Annotated in this window: 15 protein-coding genes and 1 tRNA gene; 5 read left to right on the forward strand and 11 right to left on the reverse strand. The window is 64.1% G+C overall.

Features of this window, described 5'->3' with window-relative positions; genetic code table 11:
- Nucleotides 1-247: 247 nt before the first annotated feature.
- Nucleotides 248-2167 (forward strand): ABC-F family ATP-binding cassette domain-containing protein, encoded by a 1920-nt coding sequence (locus MF134_RS19325; protein WP_255341129.1) that lies wholly within the window; start codon nt 248-250, stop codon nt 2165-2167.
- Nucleotides 2168-2191: 24 nt separating this feature from the next.
- On the opposite strand, the gene MF134_RS19330 is transcribed toward MF134_RS19325, so the two are convergent.
- The 4 genes from MF134_RS19330 to MF134_RS19345 form a co-directional block, all read right to left on the reverse strand.
- Complete coding sequence (locus tag MF134_RS19330) at nt 2192-2383, reverse strand: Trm112 family protein (protein WP_255341130.1); 192 nt, start codon at nt 2381-2383, stop codon at nt 2192-2194.
- Between the two features lie 62 nt (nt 2384-2445).
- Nucleotides 2446-3126 (reverse strand): LON peptidase substrate-binding domain-containing protein, encoded by a 681-nt coding sequence (locus MF134_RS19335; protein WP_255341131.1) that lies wholly within the window; start codon nt 3124-3126, stop codon nt 2446-2448.
- Nucleotides 3127-3279: 153 nt separating this feature from the next.
- The gene (gene trxA, locus MF134_RS19340) at nt 3280-4311 is read right to left on the reverse strand and encodes a thioredoxin (RefSeq protein ID WP_255341132.1); all 1032 of its coding nucleotides are present in this window, start codon (nt 4309-4311) and stop codon (nt 3280-3282) included.
- Nucleotides 4308-4856 carry a prolyl-tRNA synthetase associated domain-containing protein gene (locus MF134_RS19345; RefSeq protein ID WP_255341133.1) on the reverse strand — a complete coding sequence of 183 codons (549 nt, stop codon included), beginning with the start codon at nt 4854-4856 and terminating at the stop codon, nt 4308-4310. Before MF134_RS19345 ends, trxA begins: the two co-directional genes overlap by 4 nt.
- Before the next feature lie 193 nt (nt 4857-5049).
- Between MF134_RS19345 and MF134_RS19350 the strand changes: the two genes are divergently transcribed.
- Nucleotides 5050-5124 (forward strand) — tRNA-Gly (locus tag MF134_RS19350).
- Between the two features lie 107 nt (nt 5125-5231).
- Here the strand turns inward: MF134_RS19350 and MF134_RS19355 are convergent.
- From MF134_RS19355 to MF134_RS19375, 5 genes are all read right to left on the reverse strand, one after another.
- A complete protein-coding gene (locus MF134_RS19355; RefSeq protein ID WP_255341134.1) occupies nt 5232-5594 on the reverse strand; it encodes an AzlD domain-containing protein in 363 nt (120 codons plus the stop codon).
- Entirely contained in the window at nt 5594-6334 is a 741-nt protein-coding gene (locus MF134_RS19360) for an AzlC family ABC transporter permease (RefSeq protein WP_255341135.1), read from the reverse strand. The genes MF134_RS19355 and MF134_RS19360 overlap by 1 nt, the downstream gene beginning before the upstream one ends.
- A gap of 90 nt (nt 6335-6424) precedes the next feature.
- Entirely contained in the window at nt 6425-8884 is a 2460-nt protein-coding gene (clpA, locus tag MF134_RS19365) for an ATP-dependent Clp protease ATP-binding subunit ClpA (RefSeq protein WP_255341136.1), read from the reverse strand.
- An 8-nt stretch (nt 8885-8892) separates the two neighbouring features.
- A complete protein-coding gene (gene clpS / locus MF134_RS19370; protein ID WP_255341137.1) occupies nt 8893-9258 on the reverse strand; it encodes an ATP-dependent Clp protease adapter ClpS in 366 nt (121 codons plus the stop codon).
- 216 nt (nt 9259-9474) lie between these two features.
- Complete coding sequence (locus MF134_RS19375; protein ID WP_255341138.1) at nt 9475-9870, reverse strand: phasin family protein; 396 nt, start codon at nt 9868-9870, stop codon at nt 9475-9477.
- 426 nt (nt 9871-10296) lie between these two features.
- Between MF134_RS19375 and MF134_RS19380 the strand changes: the two genes are divergently transcribed.
- Together MF134_RS19380 and MF134_RS19385 are read left to right on the forward strand one after the other, a co-directional pair.
- Complete coding sequence (locus MF134_RS19380; protein ID WP_255341139.1) at nt 10297-11799, forward strand: SPOR domain-containing protein; 1503 nt, start codon at nt 10297-10299, stop codon at nt 11797-11799.
- 284 nt (nt 11800-12083) lie between these two features.
- Nucleotides 12084-12359: a hypothetical protein gene (locus tag MF134_RS19385; protein ID WP_255341140.1), complete on the forward strand. Its 276-nt coding sequence runs from the start codon at nt 12084-12086 to the stop codon at nt 12357-12359.
- Between the two features lie 46 nt (nt 12360-12405).
- Here the strand turns inward: MF134_RS19385 and MF134_RS19390 are convergent, their stop codons facing one another.
- The gene (locus MF134_RS19390) at nt 12406-12843 is read right to left on the reverse strand and encodes a DUF1489 family protein (protein ID WP_255341141.1); all 438 of its coding nucleotides are present in this window, start codon (nt 12841-12843) and stop codon (nt 12406-12408) included.
- Nucleotides 12844-13545: 702 nt separating this feature from the next.
- On the opposite strand from MF134_RS19390, the gene MF134_RS19395 reads away from it, so the two are divergent.
- Nucleotides 13546-14235, forward strand: coding sequence for a DUF599 domain-containing protein (locus MF134_RS19395; RefSeq protein ID WP_255341142.1), 690 nt, complete (start codon nt 13546-13548; stop codon nt 14233-14235).
- Between the two features lie 7 nt (nt 14236-14242).
- Here MF134_RS19395 and MF134_RS19400 read toward each other — a convergent pair whose 3' ends face one another.
- Nucleotides 14243-15100: a YdcF family protein gene (locus MF134_RS19400; RefSeq protein WP_255341143.1), complete on the reverse strand. Its 858-nt coding sequence runs from the start codon at nt 15098-15100 to the stop codon at nt 14243-14245.

A 15100-nucleotide genomic window follows, 5' to 3' on the forward strand; every position in this document is an offset into this window, starting at 1 on the left:
ACAGGCGATACTCGTTGTCTTGCTCAACGATTGAGGAATGCTACGGCATTCATGGTTAACGAGAGGTTAAATTCCGAAGCTTGCGGTAACCCTTTCTCAACCCTTCGGGTGAACTGCCCTTCGATCCCGACGCTCCGGCCTCCGGTTCGCAGGACCCGCGCCCCACGCAATCAAAATCGCGAATTTCCCCGGTCCGGCCAGTCTTTCGCCTCTTTCACCCGGTGCCGCGGCGTGGCAGAAGACGGCCATGCTACAGATCACCGACCTTTCCGCGCGTGTCGCCGGACGCCTGCTCATCGACCATGCGAGCCTGACCATTCCGTCCGGTACGAAGGCTGGCCTCGTCGGCCGCAACGGCGCCGGCAAGTCGACGTTGTTCCGGGTGATCACCGGCGATCTGGCCGCCGAGACCGGCTCGGTCTCCTTTCCCAAGAACACGCGGCTCGGCCAGGTCGCCCAGGAAGCGCCCGGCACGAGCGAATCCCTGATCGAGATCGTCCTCAAGGCCGATACCGAGCGTCTGGCGCTTCTCGAAGAAGCCGAAACGGCGAGCGATCCCACCCGTATCGCCGATATTCACACGCGCCTTGCCGACATCGCCGCCCATTCGGCCGAGGCGCGGGCCTCGGCGATCCTGTCCGGCCTCGGCTTCGACATGGCAGCGCAGGCGCGCCCGGCCTCGTCCTTTTCCGGCGGCTGGCGGATGCGCGTGGCGTTGGCCGCCGTCCTGTTCTCGCGGCCCGATCTCCTGCTTCTCGACGAGCCGACGAACTATCTCGACCTCGAAGGCACCCTGTGGCTGGAAAATTTCGTCAGCCGCTATCCTCACACCGTGATCGTGATTTCCCACGACCGCGACGTTCTCAACAATGCGATCAATTCGATCGTCCATCTCGACCAGAAGAAGCTCGTCTTCTATCGCGGCGACTACGACCAGTTCGAGCGCCAGCGCGCCGAAAAGCTGGAGCTCCTGCAAAAATCGATTGCCAAGCAGGAAGCCCAGAAGAAGCACATGGAAGCCTTCGTCGAGCGTTTCCGGGCCAAGGCATCCAAGGCCCGCCAGGCGCAGTCGCGCCTGAAAGCGCTGGAAAAGATGAAGCCGCTCCAGGCGATCGTCGAAGAGAACGTCACGCCCTTCACCTTCCCTGCCCCCGAGAAGCAGGCCGCCTCGCCGATCATCCGCATGGAGAACGTCTCGGTCGGCTACCAGCCGGGACAACCGATCCTGAAGAACCTCAACCTCAGGATCGACACCGAGGACCGGATCGCCCTTCTCGGCCAGAACGGTAACGGCAAGTCCACCTTCGCCAAGCTCCTAGCCGAGCGGCTGAAAGAGGAAACAGGCACGATCACCCGTGCGCCGGGGCTGAAGATCGCCTTTTTCGCCCAGCACCAGATCGACGATCTGAGGCCCGCCGAGAGCGCCGTCCAGCACTTGCGCCGGCTGATGCCCGAGGCACCCGAAGCCAAGGTGCGCAGCAAGGTCGCGCAGATGGGCCTGCCGACCATGAAGATGGATACGGCCGCCGACAAGCTCTCCGGCGGCGAGAAGGCCCGGCTCCTGATGGGGCTCGCCACGCTCGACGCGCCGAACCTTCTGATCCTCGACGAGCCGACCAACCATCTCGACATCGAGGCCCGCGAAAGCCTCGTCCACGCGATGAACGACTATCCGGGCGCCGTCATCCTGATCAGCCACGACCGCCATATGGTCGAGGCGACCATGGACCGGCTCTGGATCGTCGGCGACGGGACGGTCTCGCGTTATGACGGCGATCTCGACGACTACAAGAAGCTGATCCTTTCGGGCTCGCGCTCCGGCGGCGGAGCGGGCGCCGTTCTCGGCGCCGACGACGCGGTCGAAACGCAAGTCCCGCAGCCGCAGGCGTCGAAGGCGGATCAGCGCCGCCTGGCGGCCGAGCGGCGCGAAACTCTCAAGCCTTTGAAGAAGAAGATCTCCCAGCTCGAAATCCAGATCTCCCGGCTGCAGAAGACCATCGGCGATTTCGATCAGAAGCTCGCCGACCCGGCGCTCTACACCAAGGAACCCGCCAAGGCAGCCGACCTCAACAAGCAGCGGGCCGACGCCGTGAAGACGCTCGAATCCTGCGAAGAGGACTGGCTGGCGCTCACCGAAGAGCACGATTCGGCGATGGCTGCGGAGTAGATTCCGCCTGCCTCGCCGTCGCTCTCAGTCGAGTTCGCGCGCTTCCGAGGGCAGCATGATCGGGATGCCGTCGCGGATCGGGAAGGCGAGCTTCGCCGCCTTCGAAACGAGTTCGTTCTTCTGGCGATCGTAGACGAGGGGAGATTTCGTCAGCGGGCAGACCAGAAGCTCCAGAAGCTTCGGGTCCGGCTGACCGTCGTTTTTGCGTTCGCTCATCGTCCGTCCCGCAGGCTCAATGTCGACCCTCCGATACCATCGGCTGTCATTCGCCGCGCCACCTATTGCAACGTCGGGGTCGAGCCGTCGTCGCCGCCTTCCCTGGCGAGGGAAATCTCGGTGATCGCGACCAGGGTTTCCGCCCGCGTCTTCAGATCCGGGGCTTCGAGAAGCGCCTGCTTTTCGGCCGCGCCATAGGGCGACATCATCGACAGGGCGTTGACCAGCGTCTCGTTCGAGGCCTGGGCGATGCTGTCCCAGTCGGCTTCCATGTCGTTGGCCTCGAGATATTGCCGGAAGGCACGCAAGAGGCCGTCGCGATCCACGTCGCCGGCCCCCTCGCCCGGGTCGAGATCCCCCAGAAACGCCGCCACGCGGCAGGAGCGAAAGGGGGTGCGGACCGTCAGCTCTTCGAGCACGCGGAAACGCGCGATGCCGTGAAGGGAAATGATGTAGCGACCGTCCCCCGACTCCGCGAAGGACACGATCCGTCCCATACACCCTACTTCGCAAAGCAGGGGCTCGCCTTCGCGCTTCATCGCACCGTCGAGGCGTGGCTGGATCATGCCGATCACGCGCTCGCTCGCCATCGCATGGTCGATCATCTTGAGATAGCGCGGCTCGAAGATGTTCAGCGGCAACTGCCCGCCCGGCAGGAGCAATGCGCCCCCCAAGGGGAACACCGGGATCGTGGTCGGCAGATGGGCTTCGTCCGTGTAGTTGATATTGCCCGCCTGAACCAAGAAAACCTCCGTCGTTTCAGCACGAATCTGGAACGTACGGAGGCGATCTCAAGTGTCGATCGGGCCCGCCGGGAAGCGACAGGATGCCGCCTCTCTCTCACCCAAGCAGTCTGGTCGGGCACAGGCCCAGGGCGACCGAACGACCCGGTCGTGTCAGGAGAACAGGAGCGAGGAGAGACGCCGTCTTGCGTCCTTGGTGGCCGGATCGGTCGGTCCCCAGGCAGCAAAAAACTCCAGAAGCTTCAGCCGCGCAGCATCCTCGTTGAAGCTGCGGTCGCGGCGAATGATCTCCAGAAGATGGCCGGCGGCCGTCTGGCGGTCACCCATGGCGTTTGCGATGAGCGCCAGGTCGAAGCGGGCCTGATGGTCGTCGGCATTGCCTTCGATCCGCGCCTGCAGCTGAACCGGATCGCCGAGATGGGCGATCTCCTCCTGAAGCTTCAGCTTCGCCCTGACGCCTGCGACGGCGGGATCGTCCGCCTTGTCCGCCGGAACCTGGTCGATCAGCGCCTTGGCCCGCTCGGCATCGCCCGCCTGAAGATAGCATTCGGCAAGGCCCCCGGTCGCGCCGGGATGGCCCGGCTCATGCTGGAGGATCGCCCCGAAGAGCTGAGCGGCATTGCCCGCATCGCCATTCGCCAGAAGTGTGTTCGCCTCCTGCAGCGCTTCGGCGATCGGATCCCCGCCGCCCTGCTGGCCCGAAGTCAGGCGATCGATGAAGGCCTTGATCTCGCTTTCGGGAAGCGCACCCATGAAGCCGTCGATGGGTTGTCCGTTGGCGAAGGCGAAGACCGCCGGAATCGACTGGACGCCGAGCTGGCCGGCCACCGCCGGGTGCTCGTCGATATTCATCTTGACGAGCTTGACCTTGCCGCCGGCGGCCCGCACCGCCTGCTCCAGGATCGGCGTCAACTGCTTGCACGGGCCGCACCAGGGCGCCCAGAAATCGACGAGAACCGGCTGGTTCCGCGATTCCTGGATCACGTCGGCGGAGAATTTCGCCGTGGTCGTATCCTTGATCAGGTCGGCGGGTGCCGGTCCCGCGCCCTCCATCAGCCCTGCCAGGGAGCTACCGCCCTGGGGCTGAGCCCGAGGTTGCGGCTGGGCTGCCGTCGGTTGCGGACCGAGGCCGACCGATTGCTGGCCGAAGCCGCCATAAGGATTACCGTAGGGATTGTCGCTCATCCGCTCGTCCCGTCTGCCTGATCTGTCTCGCCTTCGAGCCCGATGACCAGCGGCTCATGGCCGGTCGCTCGGAAGAATTTCATCAATCCGTCGGTCGGGATCGTCGTAGTCGCCCGGTTGGTCAACGGATGGCAGTTCACCATATCGTGCGCAAGGAGCCCCTCATCAAGCACCACCGAGATACGGTGCTCCGTATCGTTGATGACGCCGAAGGCGGTGACGGAGCCGGGTTCGACGCCCAGCATCGCCATCATCGCCTCGGCATTGCCGAAGGACAGCCGCCCCTGCGCGCCGATCCGCCGATGGAGCGTCTTCAGATCGACCTCCCGGCTCTCTTCGGCGACGACCAGAAAATACCGGCTCTTCTTGTCCTTGACGAAGAGATTCTTGGTGTGACCGCCGGGGATCGTACCGCGCAGTTCCTGGGATTCGGCGACCGTATGGAGCGGGGGGTGCTCGACGGTCGAAACCGCGATCCCGAGTTCCTCCAGATACCGCATCAGATCGTCGCGCGTGGCTACCACCGGCTCGTCCTCAAACGCCATTGTATCGTTCGTCCGCCCCGCAATAGCCGATGGGAGAGCCGCATTGAAGAGCGTCCCGGAAGGGAATCGCAGCACCTGGGAGGCTCGTCACGGAATCTTGGAAAATCGGCGAAATTCGCTGTTGCATTCGCCGTAGCTTTCGGCCATATACCGCCCACCTTCGGGGCTGACGAGTCGGCGCCGATCGGAGCGGGCGGGTGTAGCTCAGGGGTAGAGCACAACCTTGCCAAGGTTGGGGTCGTGGGTTCGAATCCCATCGCCCGCTCCAGTTTCCTTAAAATTTTCAGATAGATAAAGCTCGATACTCCGCAGTCCGGTCGATTGATCGACGGGAGCGCTCTGCGCGTGCACGGCTCACCCGGTCCACTTGCGAATTCAGCCCGCCAATGCTGCGAGCGCATGGAGGCCGATCACCGCCTCGGCCGCGAAGATCCCCACGAGAATGCGTTGGCCGAAAGCCTGATGGGCCGCGAACCCCACCGCGAGCGAAACGAGGCGCACCCAGGTCGGAATGTCGGCGAGCGCGCCCGAGGGATAGAACACGAGCTGGGCGATGACCGCCGCGACCAGCGCGGTTGCGATCGTACGGGCCAGCGCAGCCGCCTGCGACGTCTCGTCGATGCGGCTGGCCGAGACGACTCCGAGATAGCGCCACACATCGGTCGGCAGCCATCCGCCGAGCAGGATGAAGACGTAGGGCCACCAGGAAACAGCGTCGGAATAGACCCAGTCGGACATCAGTTCGTCCGAGCCCGGCCGTCGAGAAACGCGCCGCAGACGAACGCCGCCAGCCCACCCCCGATTCCCGCGACCAGAAGCTCATAGCCCGGCGTCAGCCAATGCGCCGGTGGCAGCGCGGCCATGCCGAAGAAGAGGGCGAGCCGTCCGGAGCGATCCCTCGCCGAGCCATAGAGCGAGGTGAAAAAGTAGACGGGCGTGAGAAAGGCCAGCGCCCCCGTCGCAAGCGCCGGCAACTGGCCCATCAGATTGAACACGAGGGCGACGAGCACGGTGTTCAATGCGGTCAGCGTCACCGCAAAGCCGCCGAAAAACGCCGTGCGCTTGTCCCGCGGCACCTTGTCGAAGCGCTCCATGGCGAAGACCCAGGCGGTGATCGCCACGAAATGCGACAGGAACAGGAGGGTCGGCGTGCGCGTCTTCGGGCCGCGCATTTCGGGCATCAACGCCACCACCATGGGCATCATCCGCATGGAGGACAGCGCAACCGCGAGGGCTGCTGCCGGAAGTGACACCCCGGCGGTGATCGCGCCCAGGAGAATGATCTTGGCTGGCAGCGCCCAGACGACCGCCGTCATGAAGGCGGATTCCTGCCAGGAAATCCCCGCCTCGCGGCACAAGCCCGCAAAGCCAAAAAAAGCCGTGGTGAGGATAAGGGCCGGCGGCGTGAAGATGCCTTTTGCACCGATCAACGCCCAGCCGAGGCTTGTCCGCTCGGCTTCAGAATCCGGGATGGTCATGAGCCAGCTTGGCCCCGCGCAACGCAAAACGAAATCGGCCCGCCCTCGCGGGCGAGCCGATGCGTTGATATTGGCCGGAGTGGCGTGTCGTCAATTCGCCCGGCGCGGAACCTTGGGAACCGAACCGCTGCGCCGGCTCGACTTGGGCTCGCCGCCCTCTTCGGGCTCCGGCGCTTCGTCTTCGATATCCGAACCGTCGGCGGCAACCTTGGCGCGCTTCTTCGATTCTGCGCTCTTCTTGGAGCGAGGGGGCGGCACTTCGTCCGCGATCGCCTCCAGCGAGATCTTCTTCTCGCCAGCCTCGTCCTCGACCACGCTGACGCGGACCGTTCCGCCCCGCTTCAGCTTGCCGAAGAGCACTTCGTCCGCCAGTGGCTTCTTGATGTGCTCCTGAATGACCCGGCCGAGCGGACGCGCGCCCATGGCTTCGTCGTAACCCTTCTCGGCGAGCCACGACACGGCATCAGGCGTGAGTTCGAAGATCACGCCCCGCTCGGACAGCTGAGCCTCGAGCTGCATGACGAACTTTTCCACCACCTGATGGATCACCGGCGTCGGCAGCGCGCCGAACGGGATGACCGCATCGAGACGATTGCGGAATTCCGGCGTGAACAGGCGGTTGATCGCCTCTTCGTCGGCGCCGGTGCGCTTGGAGTGGCCGAAGCCGATCGTGGCCTTGGCCATTTCCGCTGCGCCCGCATTGGTCGTCATGATCAGGATCACATTGCGGAAATTGATCTGCTTGCCGTTGTGGTCGGTCAGACGGCCGTGATCCATGACCTGCAGCAGGATGTTGAACAGATCCGGATGCGCCTTCTCGATCTCGTCGAGCAGAAGCACGCAGTGCGGATGCTGGTCGACACCGTCGGTCAACAGGCCGCCCTGATCGAAGCCGACATAGCCCGGAGGCGCGCCGATCAGACGCGAGACCGTGTGCCGCTCCATATATTCCGACATGTCGAAACGCAGGAGTTCGACGCCGAGCGACGAGGCGAGCTGACGCGCGACCTCGGTCTTGCCGACGCCCGTCGGACCCGAGAACAGGTAGGAGCCGATCGGCTTGTCCGGCTCGCGCAGGCCGGCGCGGGCCAGCTTGATCGCGGATGCCAGGCTCTCGATCGCCTGATCCTGACCGTAGACGACGCGCTTCAGCTGCTCGTCCAGATGGGCGAGAACCTCCTCGTCGTCCTTGGAGACGGCTTTGGCCGGAATCCGGGCCATGGTCGCGATCGTCGCCTCGATCTCCTTCACGCCGATCTGCTTCTTGCGCTTGTTCTCCGGCATCAGCATCTGCGACGCCCCGGTCTCGTCGATCACGTCGATCGCCTTGTCCGGCAGCTTGCGGTCGGTGATGTAACGGGCCGAAAGCTCCACCGCCGACTTGATGGCGTCATTGGTGAACTTCACCCGGTGGAAATCCTCGAAATAGGGCTTCAGGCCCTTGAGGATCGACACCGCGTCTTCGACAGACGGCTCCTTCACGTCGATCTTCTGGAAGCGACGGACCAGCGCCCGGTCCTTCTCGAAGAACTGGCGATACTCCTTGTAGGTGGTCGAGCCGATGCAACGGATCGCCCCCGAGGACAAGGCCGGCTTCAGGAGATTGGACGCATCCATGGCGCCGCCCGAGGTCGCACCTGCGCCGATCACCGTATGGATCTCATCGATGAACAGCACCGCGCCCGGATAGTCCTCGAGCTCCTTGACGACCTGCTTGAGCCGCTCCTCAAAATCGCCGCGGTAGCGGGTTCCGGCGAGCAGCGTGCCCATGTCGAGCGAAAAGATCGTGGCATCCGCGAGCACGTCCGGCACGTCGCCCTCGACGACGCGCTTGGCGAGACCTTCGGCGATTGCCGTCTTGCCGACGCCCGGATCGCCCACATAGAGCGGGTTGTTCTTCGAGCGGCGGCAGAGAACCTGGATCGTGCGGTTGATCTCGTCGGCGCGGCCGATCAGCGGATCGATCCGACCCGTGCGGGCCTTCTCGTTGAGATTGATGCAGTAGGCGGTGAGAGCGTCAGGCGCGTTCTTGCGCTTGCCCTCCTCCTCCTGCCCGACCGTCGACTGGTCGTCCTCCGCCCCGCGCACGGGGCGGCTCTCGGAGGCGCCGGGGCGCTTCGAGATGCCGTGGGAGATGAAGTTGACCGCATCGTAGCGGGTCATCTCCTGCTCCTGCAGGAAGTAGGCGGCATGGCTTTCGCGCTCGGCGAAGATCGCCACGAGCACGTTGGCGCCGGTTACTTCCTCGCGGCCGGAACTCTGGACATGGATGACCGCGCGCTGGATCACCCGATGGAAACCGGCAGTCGGCTTGGAATCCTCCTCGTGCCCGGTGACGAGGTTGGCGAGTTCGGTATCGATGTAGGATGTGAGATTCTTGCGCAGAAGGTCGATGTCGACGCTGCAGCCCCGCATCACGGCCGCCGCGTCCTTGTCCTCGAGAAGGGCCAGGAGCAGATGCTCGAGCGTCGCGAATTCCTGATGACGCTCATTGGCAAATGTCAGGGCCTGATGAAGTGCCTTCTCAAGGCTTTGCGAAAATGTCGGCAAGCTTCACCTCAATTCTTTTCCATCACGCATTGCAGCGGATGCTGGTGTTGGCGCGCGAAGTCCATGACTTGCGTGACCTTCGTCTCCGCAACCTCGAACGTATAGACTCCGCATTCTCCGACGCCATGATTGTGCACGTGCAGCATAATCCTGGTGGCGGCTTCGTGATCTTTCTGAAAGAAGCGCTCCAGGACATGAATGACGAACTCCATCGGAGTGTAATCGTCGTTCAGAAGCAGCACTCTGTAAAGGCTCGGGCGCTTGGTTTTCGGTTTCGTTCGCGTGATGACCGAGGTTCCGCGTTCGTTATTCCCGTCGCCTCCGTCATCTTCCCCCTCGAGCCTGTAGGGGCGGTTGTTAAGCCTTTCGTCCATCAGCCTTCCGGTCCGTTCAGCCACCATCGCCTTGGCTCTCATGTATGCACTGGGTGAGGAAATTTAAGGAGCCGCGCGAACGCCCTGTGGCGCACGGGCGGACACACCGTCATCGTTGACGAAACACTAACGCAAAAAGGCCCGGGTGGAACCGGGCCTTTCGATCAAATTCCGTGGTTGCCGACCGCGCTAATGCGCCGCGGCGTAGACCGGACATCAGTTGGCGGAGGCGCTGGCCTTCTTCTCGGCAGCCGACGCAGTCTCCTTGGCAGCCTTGGTCGCCGTGTTGGAAGCCATCGCAGCCGTGTTCTCGAACGGCTTGTAGGTCTCCTTGGCGATACCGGCGTAGATATCGTTGATCTTCGTCACCTGCGAGACCCAGTTTTCATAGGCCGTCTTGGCGAAGTCGGTCTGGACCTCGATGGACTTGTCCAGGGTCTTGGCCTGCACGAGCTTCTCCATCATCGCCGTCTGCTGCTCGTAGGTCTTCTTGGCGAAGTCGGCGTTCTCGGCGGTGATCTGCTGGAGGCCCTTGGTCATCGCGGCGAAGGACTTCAGCGCGTTGTCCATGGCTTCCTTGGTGACCTTGCCGGCGTCTTCATACATGTTCATGGGTTGATCCTTTCCCGTCCTCAAATTCATGATCCGGGAGCGGCGACCCGACTGCTCATCATGTCAGCGACGCCGTCCTCGACTTGCTGATCCAAGACATATTGCATCGCACAAAACATTGCAAGGGGGCTATGTTGCGGTGCAGCAAATTTTCGGCGGAGCTTCGCTCGCTCACCGCGGCCGGACGGGCGGGAAGAGAGCGAATTGGCAATGACGCTCCGTGGCCGGGCCGGACTCAGCGCCGGGGTTGGCTAATAGAGTCAATAAAATACGACGGATATAAACCGATTGGTAATCCAACGGGGATTACGGTCTGTGCCATGAAACCGGCGCAACTGCGGGCTAGCGAATTTTCGTATTGGGGCAACAACGCCCACAAGAGCTCTCCAGTTCGCCGCACCACACAGAAGATTGAAGAGTGACCGCGTGCAATTCGATCTGTCGTATCTAAGACGCGCCGCCCGCCAGTTCACGAAATATGCCGCCCTCGTCGTGGTCGGCACGGGCGTTGCGCTGACTGCCAATTCGGGCGAGGCAAAAGCCAACTCGAAATATGCCGGCTTCGTCATCGACGCCAATAACGGCAAGGTTCTCTATTCGGACCGTGCGGACGAATACCGTTACCCTGCTTCGCTGACGAAGATGATGACGCTCTACATGACCTTCGAGGCATTGAAGGCCGGGCGCATTTCCAAGACCGACAAGATGCCGGTTTCGAGCTATGCCGCGGGCCGCCCGCCGTCGAAGCTCGGCCTGAAGACCGGCAGCTATCTGACGGTGGAAGAGGGCATCTATTCGCTGGTGACCAAATCGGCCAACGACGCCGCGGTGGTCTTGGCGGAATTCCTCGCCGGTTCGGAATCGGCCTTCGCCCGCAAGATGACCGCCAAGGCCCACAGCCTCGGCATGCCCAAGACCCAGTTCCGCAATGCCAACGGCCTGCCGAACGGCGAGCAGCGCACGACGGCGCGCGACATGGCAACGCTGGGCATCGCTCTGCGCGAGCATTTCCCGGAGTACTACGGCTATTTCTCGACCCGGTCCTACAATTTTCGGGGTCGCCGGCTCGGAAACCACAATCGCGTTCTCGGCCGCTACAAGGGCGTCGACGGGATCAAGACCGGCTACATCAACGCGTCCGGCTTCAACCTCGTCAGCTCGGTCAAGACCGATGACGGCAAGAGCGTCGTGGCGGTGGTGATGGGCGGCCGCTCGGGCCGCTCGCGCGACAATCACATGGTCGACCTGTTGCAGCGCTACATGCCGAAGGCGAGCCGCCGCGATGGCGGACCGCTGATCGCCGCCCGGCCGGATCTCGGCGTTGCCGTCGCCGCGCTTCCCAAGGAAGGCCCGGTGCCGGACAGCCGGCCGACGCGTGGCGCCATGTCGATCGACGACCGCATCGCCATGGCCTATGAGAGCTCGCCCGGTCAGGACATCGCCGCGCGGCTGCCGCAGCCGACCGCCCGGCCGCTCCAGGGTCGCGATGCGATCCGCGCCGCCCTGGTCGAAGAGCGCCCGTCGCGGGTGGCCTCGATCATCCCGCTGGCGCGGCCGGCCGCAGCCAGGAACGTGCCGGTTCCCGCCGCCTCCATTCCGAACGCGACCAGCGATGTGGATCGGGCCACGACCAGCGCAATCGGCCGCAGGGCCCCGGCGAAAGCCGTTCCGTCCCGTATCGACTCCGCCTGGGTGGTGCAGATCGCGGCAACCGACACGGCACAGCAGGCTCTGAGCATGCTCGACAAGGCCAAGCGCGCGGTCGGTTCACCGCTCCAGGCGGCCGAACCCTTCACCGAGACCGTGAATAGCGGTGGCAACACCCTGCACCGCGCCCGCTTCGCTGGCTTCTCGACCAAGGACGAAGCATGGAAGGCCTGCGCCGCCCTGAAGCAGCGCTCCTACAATTGCTACGCGGTCGCCAACTGATCGCATCCGGTTCGCCCGCCAGGCGAACCGCCCCATGGCCCTGAAGCCATGGACCGGCCGGCCCGAAACGACGGGCCAGCCCTGACGGTAAAGGGCCGGTGTCGGCCTGTCGTCGAACCTGGCATGACGCCACCGGAATACCGATCGGCACGATCTCCCGCCCGATCCCGCATCGGGTCGAGCCGCAAGGGATCTGCCGGCGGAGCACACCGCAAACAGTATCGAGTTCTCGGATGCAACCGCCCTGCGGCGGCCGATCCGAAGGTGCGTTGAGAGGGGAAGTCATGTCCAGCGAAAATCCAGGCCGCGACCTGACCATCGCCAGCCGCTCCGGCCTTCCGGCACCGACCCTTCCGGCCGGCACCCACCCGCTTCAGCAGGCTGCCCTCCGCCTTTCCGACGCGCGCGACGGCCGCTCGCGCATGAAGGCTAAGGAACTGGTCGGCCTGCTTCTGTCCTATGGCGCCCGTGCCTGGCGCGCCTCGCAGCCGGTCAGCCATACGCGGATCTTGAGCTACTCGCCCAAGGGCAGCGTCGCCATCCGCATGCGCTTCCGCTGAATGGAATCCTCAAGGTCGGCAGATTTCGCCGGGCCGCCCGCAGTGGTCAAAAGACGCCGATCTCCTGAAGCTCGCGATTGAGCTGCGGCGGCAGATCGTCGTCGCCCTCGCTCAGCGTGGGCAGATCGGGCGGCGCGTCGTCCGGCTTCAGATAACGCCAGCCCTGAAACGGTCGCCGCGGCTGGTTGCGCGTCAGAACGACCTGGGGTTCGAGCACGATCCGGCACCGTGTCGTGCCCTCGTGATCGGAAAACGGCTCGATCCCGACGATGGCCTGCCGAGCCTGCACGAAGCCGCGGATCACCCAATAGAGCGAACCACCCTCGGCGAGCTCGGAGGCGCGCTTCGGCACCATCCGCGTGATATGGGCGTAGGCCTCGGAATGCCCGGCCGCCTGCGCACGGGCACGACGATATTCCACATGCCGGATCAGATCGTCCGGCGCATCGACGCCAACGCAGAGCTTGATGAGGTGCAAGGCCATGGCGTCAGATGTGGCCCTGCCCGGCGGGGAGGCCAAGATGCACTCGGCGCTTTTCCACCGGATTCCGCAAACACGCACCAGTGCGGCCCGCGCTGGACGCCGATCACCGACTGGTCAGCCGGCGATCCGAACGGGCCCTGCTAAAGGGCAGCCGCTCATTTGAGACCGGCGGCCGGCCTTCACGACCAACACAGCGCACGCACCTGCGCGCGCCGCGAAGCCAGAGCTGAGATTTTCAAGAGAGTTGGCGCCCTTGTGGGGCGCGAAGCGGCGCCGCTCGCGTCAGTTCGCAGCGATCGCCACTGTCTCGGCGTTTTCGAACAAGAAGCCGAGAATCATAAGAGCCGAGAACACCGCGACCGTCCAAACGGTCACGCCCCAGCACGATTTCCGCACGCTGTCATCCATGATCAGAGACTATCCTGAACCCCGAATTTCAAGCTCCGCAACATCCCCCCGGCGGCGAGCTCAAGGCGTTAATTATCCGTTAAAGTCGGCCTCTACAAGCGGGTGCCAAAACGAATTTTATGCGATCTTGCATAGGTGCCTTGCATAAAGCTTGACCATTCTGCCGATGCCACCGCCCATTCATTGGGCTTTGCCGATCCCGCGGGCCGTGGCACCTGTTTTCACACGCGGCGACTCGCAGTCGCTTGCGATCCGACGCAGTCTGCCGCTCCGCCCTTTCGCAGGCCCTAACACATGAACCTTCATTTGAACGATACCCTCGCCGTCACGGTCTTTCTCGCAGCGTGGCTCGGCTACAACATCGTCGTCGATCGCCATGCCCGAGCCGGCCGCGGTCTCACCGGCGCGATGAACGCGGAGCGCCGGCGATGGATGCAGGCCATGCTGAAGCGCGATCTTCGCATGATCGACACGGCGATCATGGCCGGGCTTCAACAGGGGACGGCGTTCTTCGCCTCGGCCTGCATCTTCGCCATCGGCGGCTGTTTCGCGCTACTGGGCTCCGCGGAGGAAATCTCGGCCATCGCCGCCGATCTGCCGTTTTCCGGCGAACTCGATCGCGCTCTCGTGGAACTGAAGCTCTTCGGCCTGATCGCGATCTTCTGCCACGCCTTCTTCAAGTTCGGCTGGTCGTATCGCCTGTTCAACTATTGCTCGATCCTGATCGGCGCCGTGCCGATGCGCGAGGACGCCGCCGCCGACATGCCGGCGGCCGGGGCCGCGATCGAGCGGGCCGCCGGCCTCAACCAGATCGCCGGTCGGCACTTCAACGCCGGCCTTCGATCGATCTTCTTCGCCGTCGCCTATCTCGGCTGGCTGCTCGGCCCCCTCGCCCTCGTGGCCTCGACCGTCATCGTCGTCACGATTCTCGCCCACCGCCAGTTCCACTCGCGGGCGCTCAAGGTCATCGTGCAGGCCCAGTGAGGCGCCCTCAGCCGCGAGGCGCCGGCACGAGCGCATCCGTCCGGCCCTCGATCCAGTAGGCGAGGAGGCCGAGATATTCGCGAATCGCGAAATGCACCTTTTCGAGATTGCGCGTCGTCGCGCTGGACGGGCGCCAGAGCATTGCGCCTGCGGGCGTGCGATAGTCGACCGGATAGGGCACCACGTCGAAACCGACCTGGCGAAAACAGCCGACCGCTCGCGGCATGTGATAGGCCGAGGTGAGGAGGAGCCAGGTTTCGCCGGGCTTGGGATTGGCGGCCTGCTTCGCATAGAGGGCGTTTTCGAATGTGTCGCGCGCCTTGGCTTCCAGCACCAGCCTCTCAGGCGAAAGCCCGGCGCCCAGAAAGAAGGCTCTTGCCGGGATCGTCTCGGCAATATCGTCTTCGAAGATTGCCGCCACGCCGCCGCTGAAGACCACCCGCGCCTGCGGATAGCGGCGCGCCAGGATCAGGGCCTCGGTCGCCCGGTCCGCCGCCTCGTTGAACTCGACGACGTCTCGGGTGCGGGCCACTCGGGTGTCGAAGCCCCCGCCGAGGACCACGATCCCGGCGATCCGTTCCGGCAGATCGGGCCGGGGAAAGCGGTTTTCCAGATAGGCGGTCATCGCCAAGCCGAGGGGCGTCAGGCTGCAGACGAGAAGGGCGAACAAAGCGAGCCCCATCAGCGCCGCACCCAGCCGCCGATATCGCAAGCGCCTGACGAGGAAGCCGAAGAGCGCGAGGATGAGGATGGCGACGAGGGGCTGGACGAGAAACCAGCCGATCTTCGCAACGTAGAAAAACAGAGCCTGCCCCCTCTCTTCGACCGGCGGCCACCGGCGCCTGCCGATGGCGCCGCAGATCAT

Origin of the sequence: Jiella marina, from assembly GCF_024359545.1 — a bacterium.
In the GTDB taxonomy this organism is placed as follows: Bacteria; Pseudomonadota; Alphaproteobacteria; order Rhizobiales; family Rhizobiaceae; genus Jiella.

Coding starts and splice junctions, on each gene's coding strand:
- MF134_RS19325 (WP_255341129.1), top strand. CDS start 248: ATGCTACAGATCACCGACCTTTCCGCGCGTGTCGCCGGACGCCTGCTC.
- MF134_RS19330 (WP_255341130.1), bottom strand. CDS start 2,383: ATGAGCGAACGCAAAAACGACGGTCAGCCGGACCCGAAGCTTCTGGAG.
- trxA (WP_255341132.1), bottom strand. CDS start 4,311: ATGAGCGACAATCCCTACGGTAATCCTTATGGCGGCTTCGGCCAGCAA.
- MF134_RS19345 (WP_255341133.1), bottom strand. CDS start 4,856: ATGGCGTTTGAGGACGAGCCGGTGGTAGCCACGCGCGACGATCTGATG.
- MF134_RS19355 (WP_255341134.1), bottom strand. CDS start 5,594: ATGTCCGACTGGGTCTATTCCGACGCTGTTTCCTGGTGGCCCTACGTC.
- MF134_RS19360 (WP_255341135.1), bottom strand. CDS start 6,334: ATGACCATCCCGGATTCTGAAGCCGAGCGGACAAGCCTCGGCTGGGCG.
- clpS (WP_255341137.1), bottom strand. CDS start 9,258: ATGGACGAAAGGCTTAACAACCGCCCCTACAGGCTCGAGGGGGAAGAT.
- MF134_RS19375 (WP_255341138.1), bottom strand. CDS start 9,870: ATGAACATGTATGAAGACGCCGGCAAGGTCACCAAGGAAGCCATGGAC.
- MF134_RS19385 (WP_255341140.1), top strand. CDS start 12,084: ATGTCCAGCGAAAATCCAGGCCGCGACCTGACCATCGCCAGCCGCTCC.
- MF134_RS19390 (WP_255341141.1), bottom strand. CDS start 12,843: ATGGCCTTGCACCTCATCAAGCTCTGCGTTGGCGTCGATGCGCCGGAC.
- MF134_RS19395 (WP_255341142.1), top strand. CDS start 13,546: ATGAACCTTCATTTGAACGATACCCTCGCCGTCACGGTCTTTCTCGCA.
- MF134_RS19400 (WP_255341143.1), bottom strand. CDS start 15,100: ATGATCTGCGGCGCCATCGGCAGGCGCCGGTGGCCGCCGGTCGAAGAG.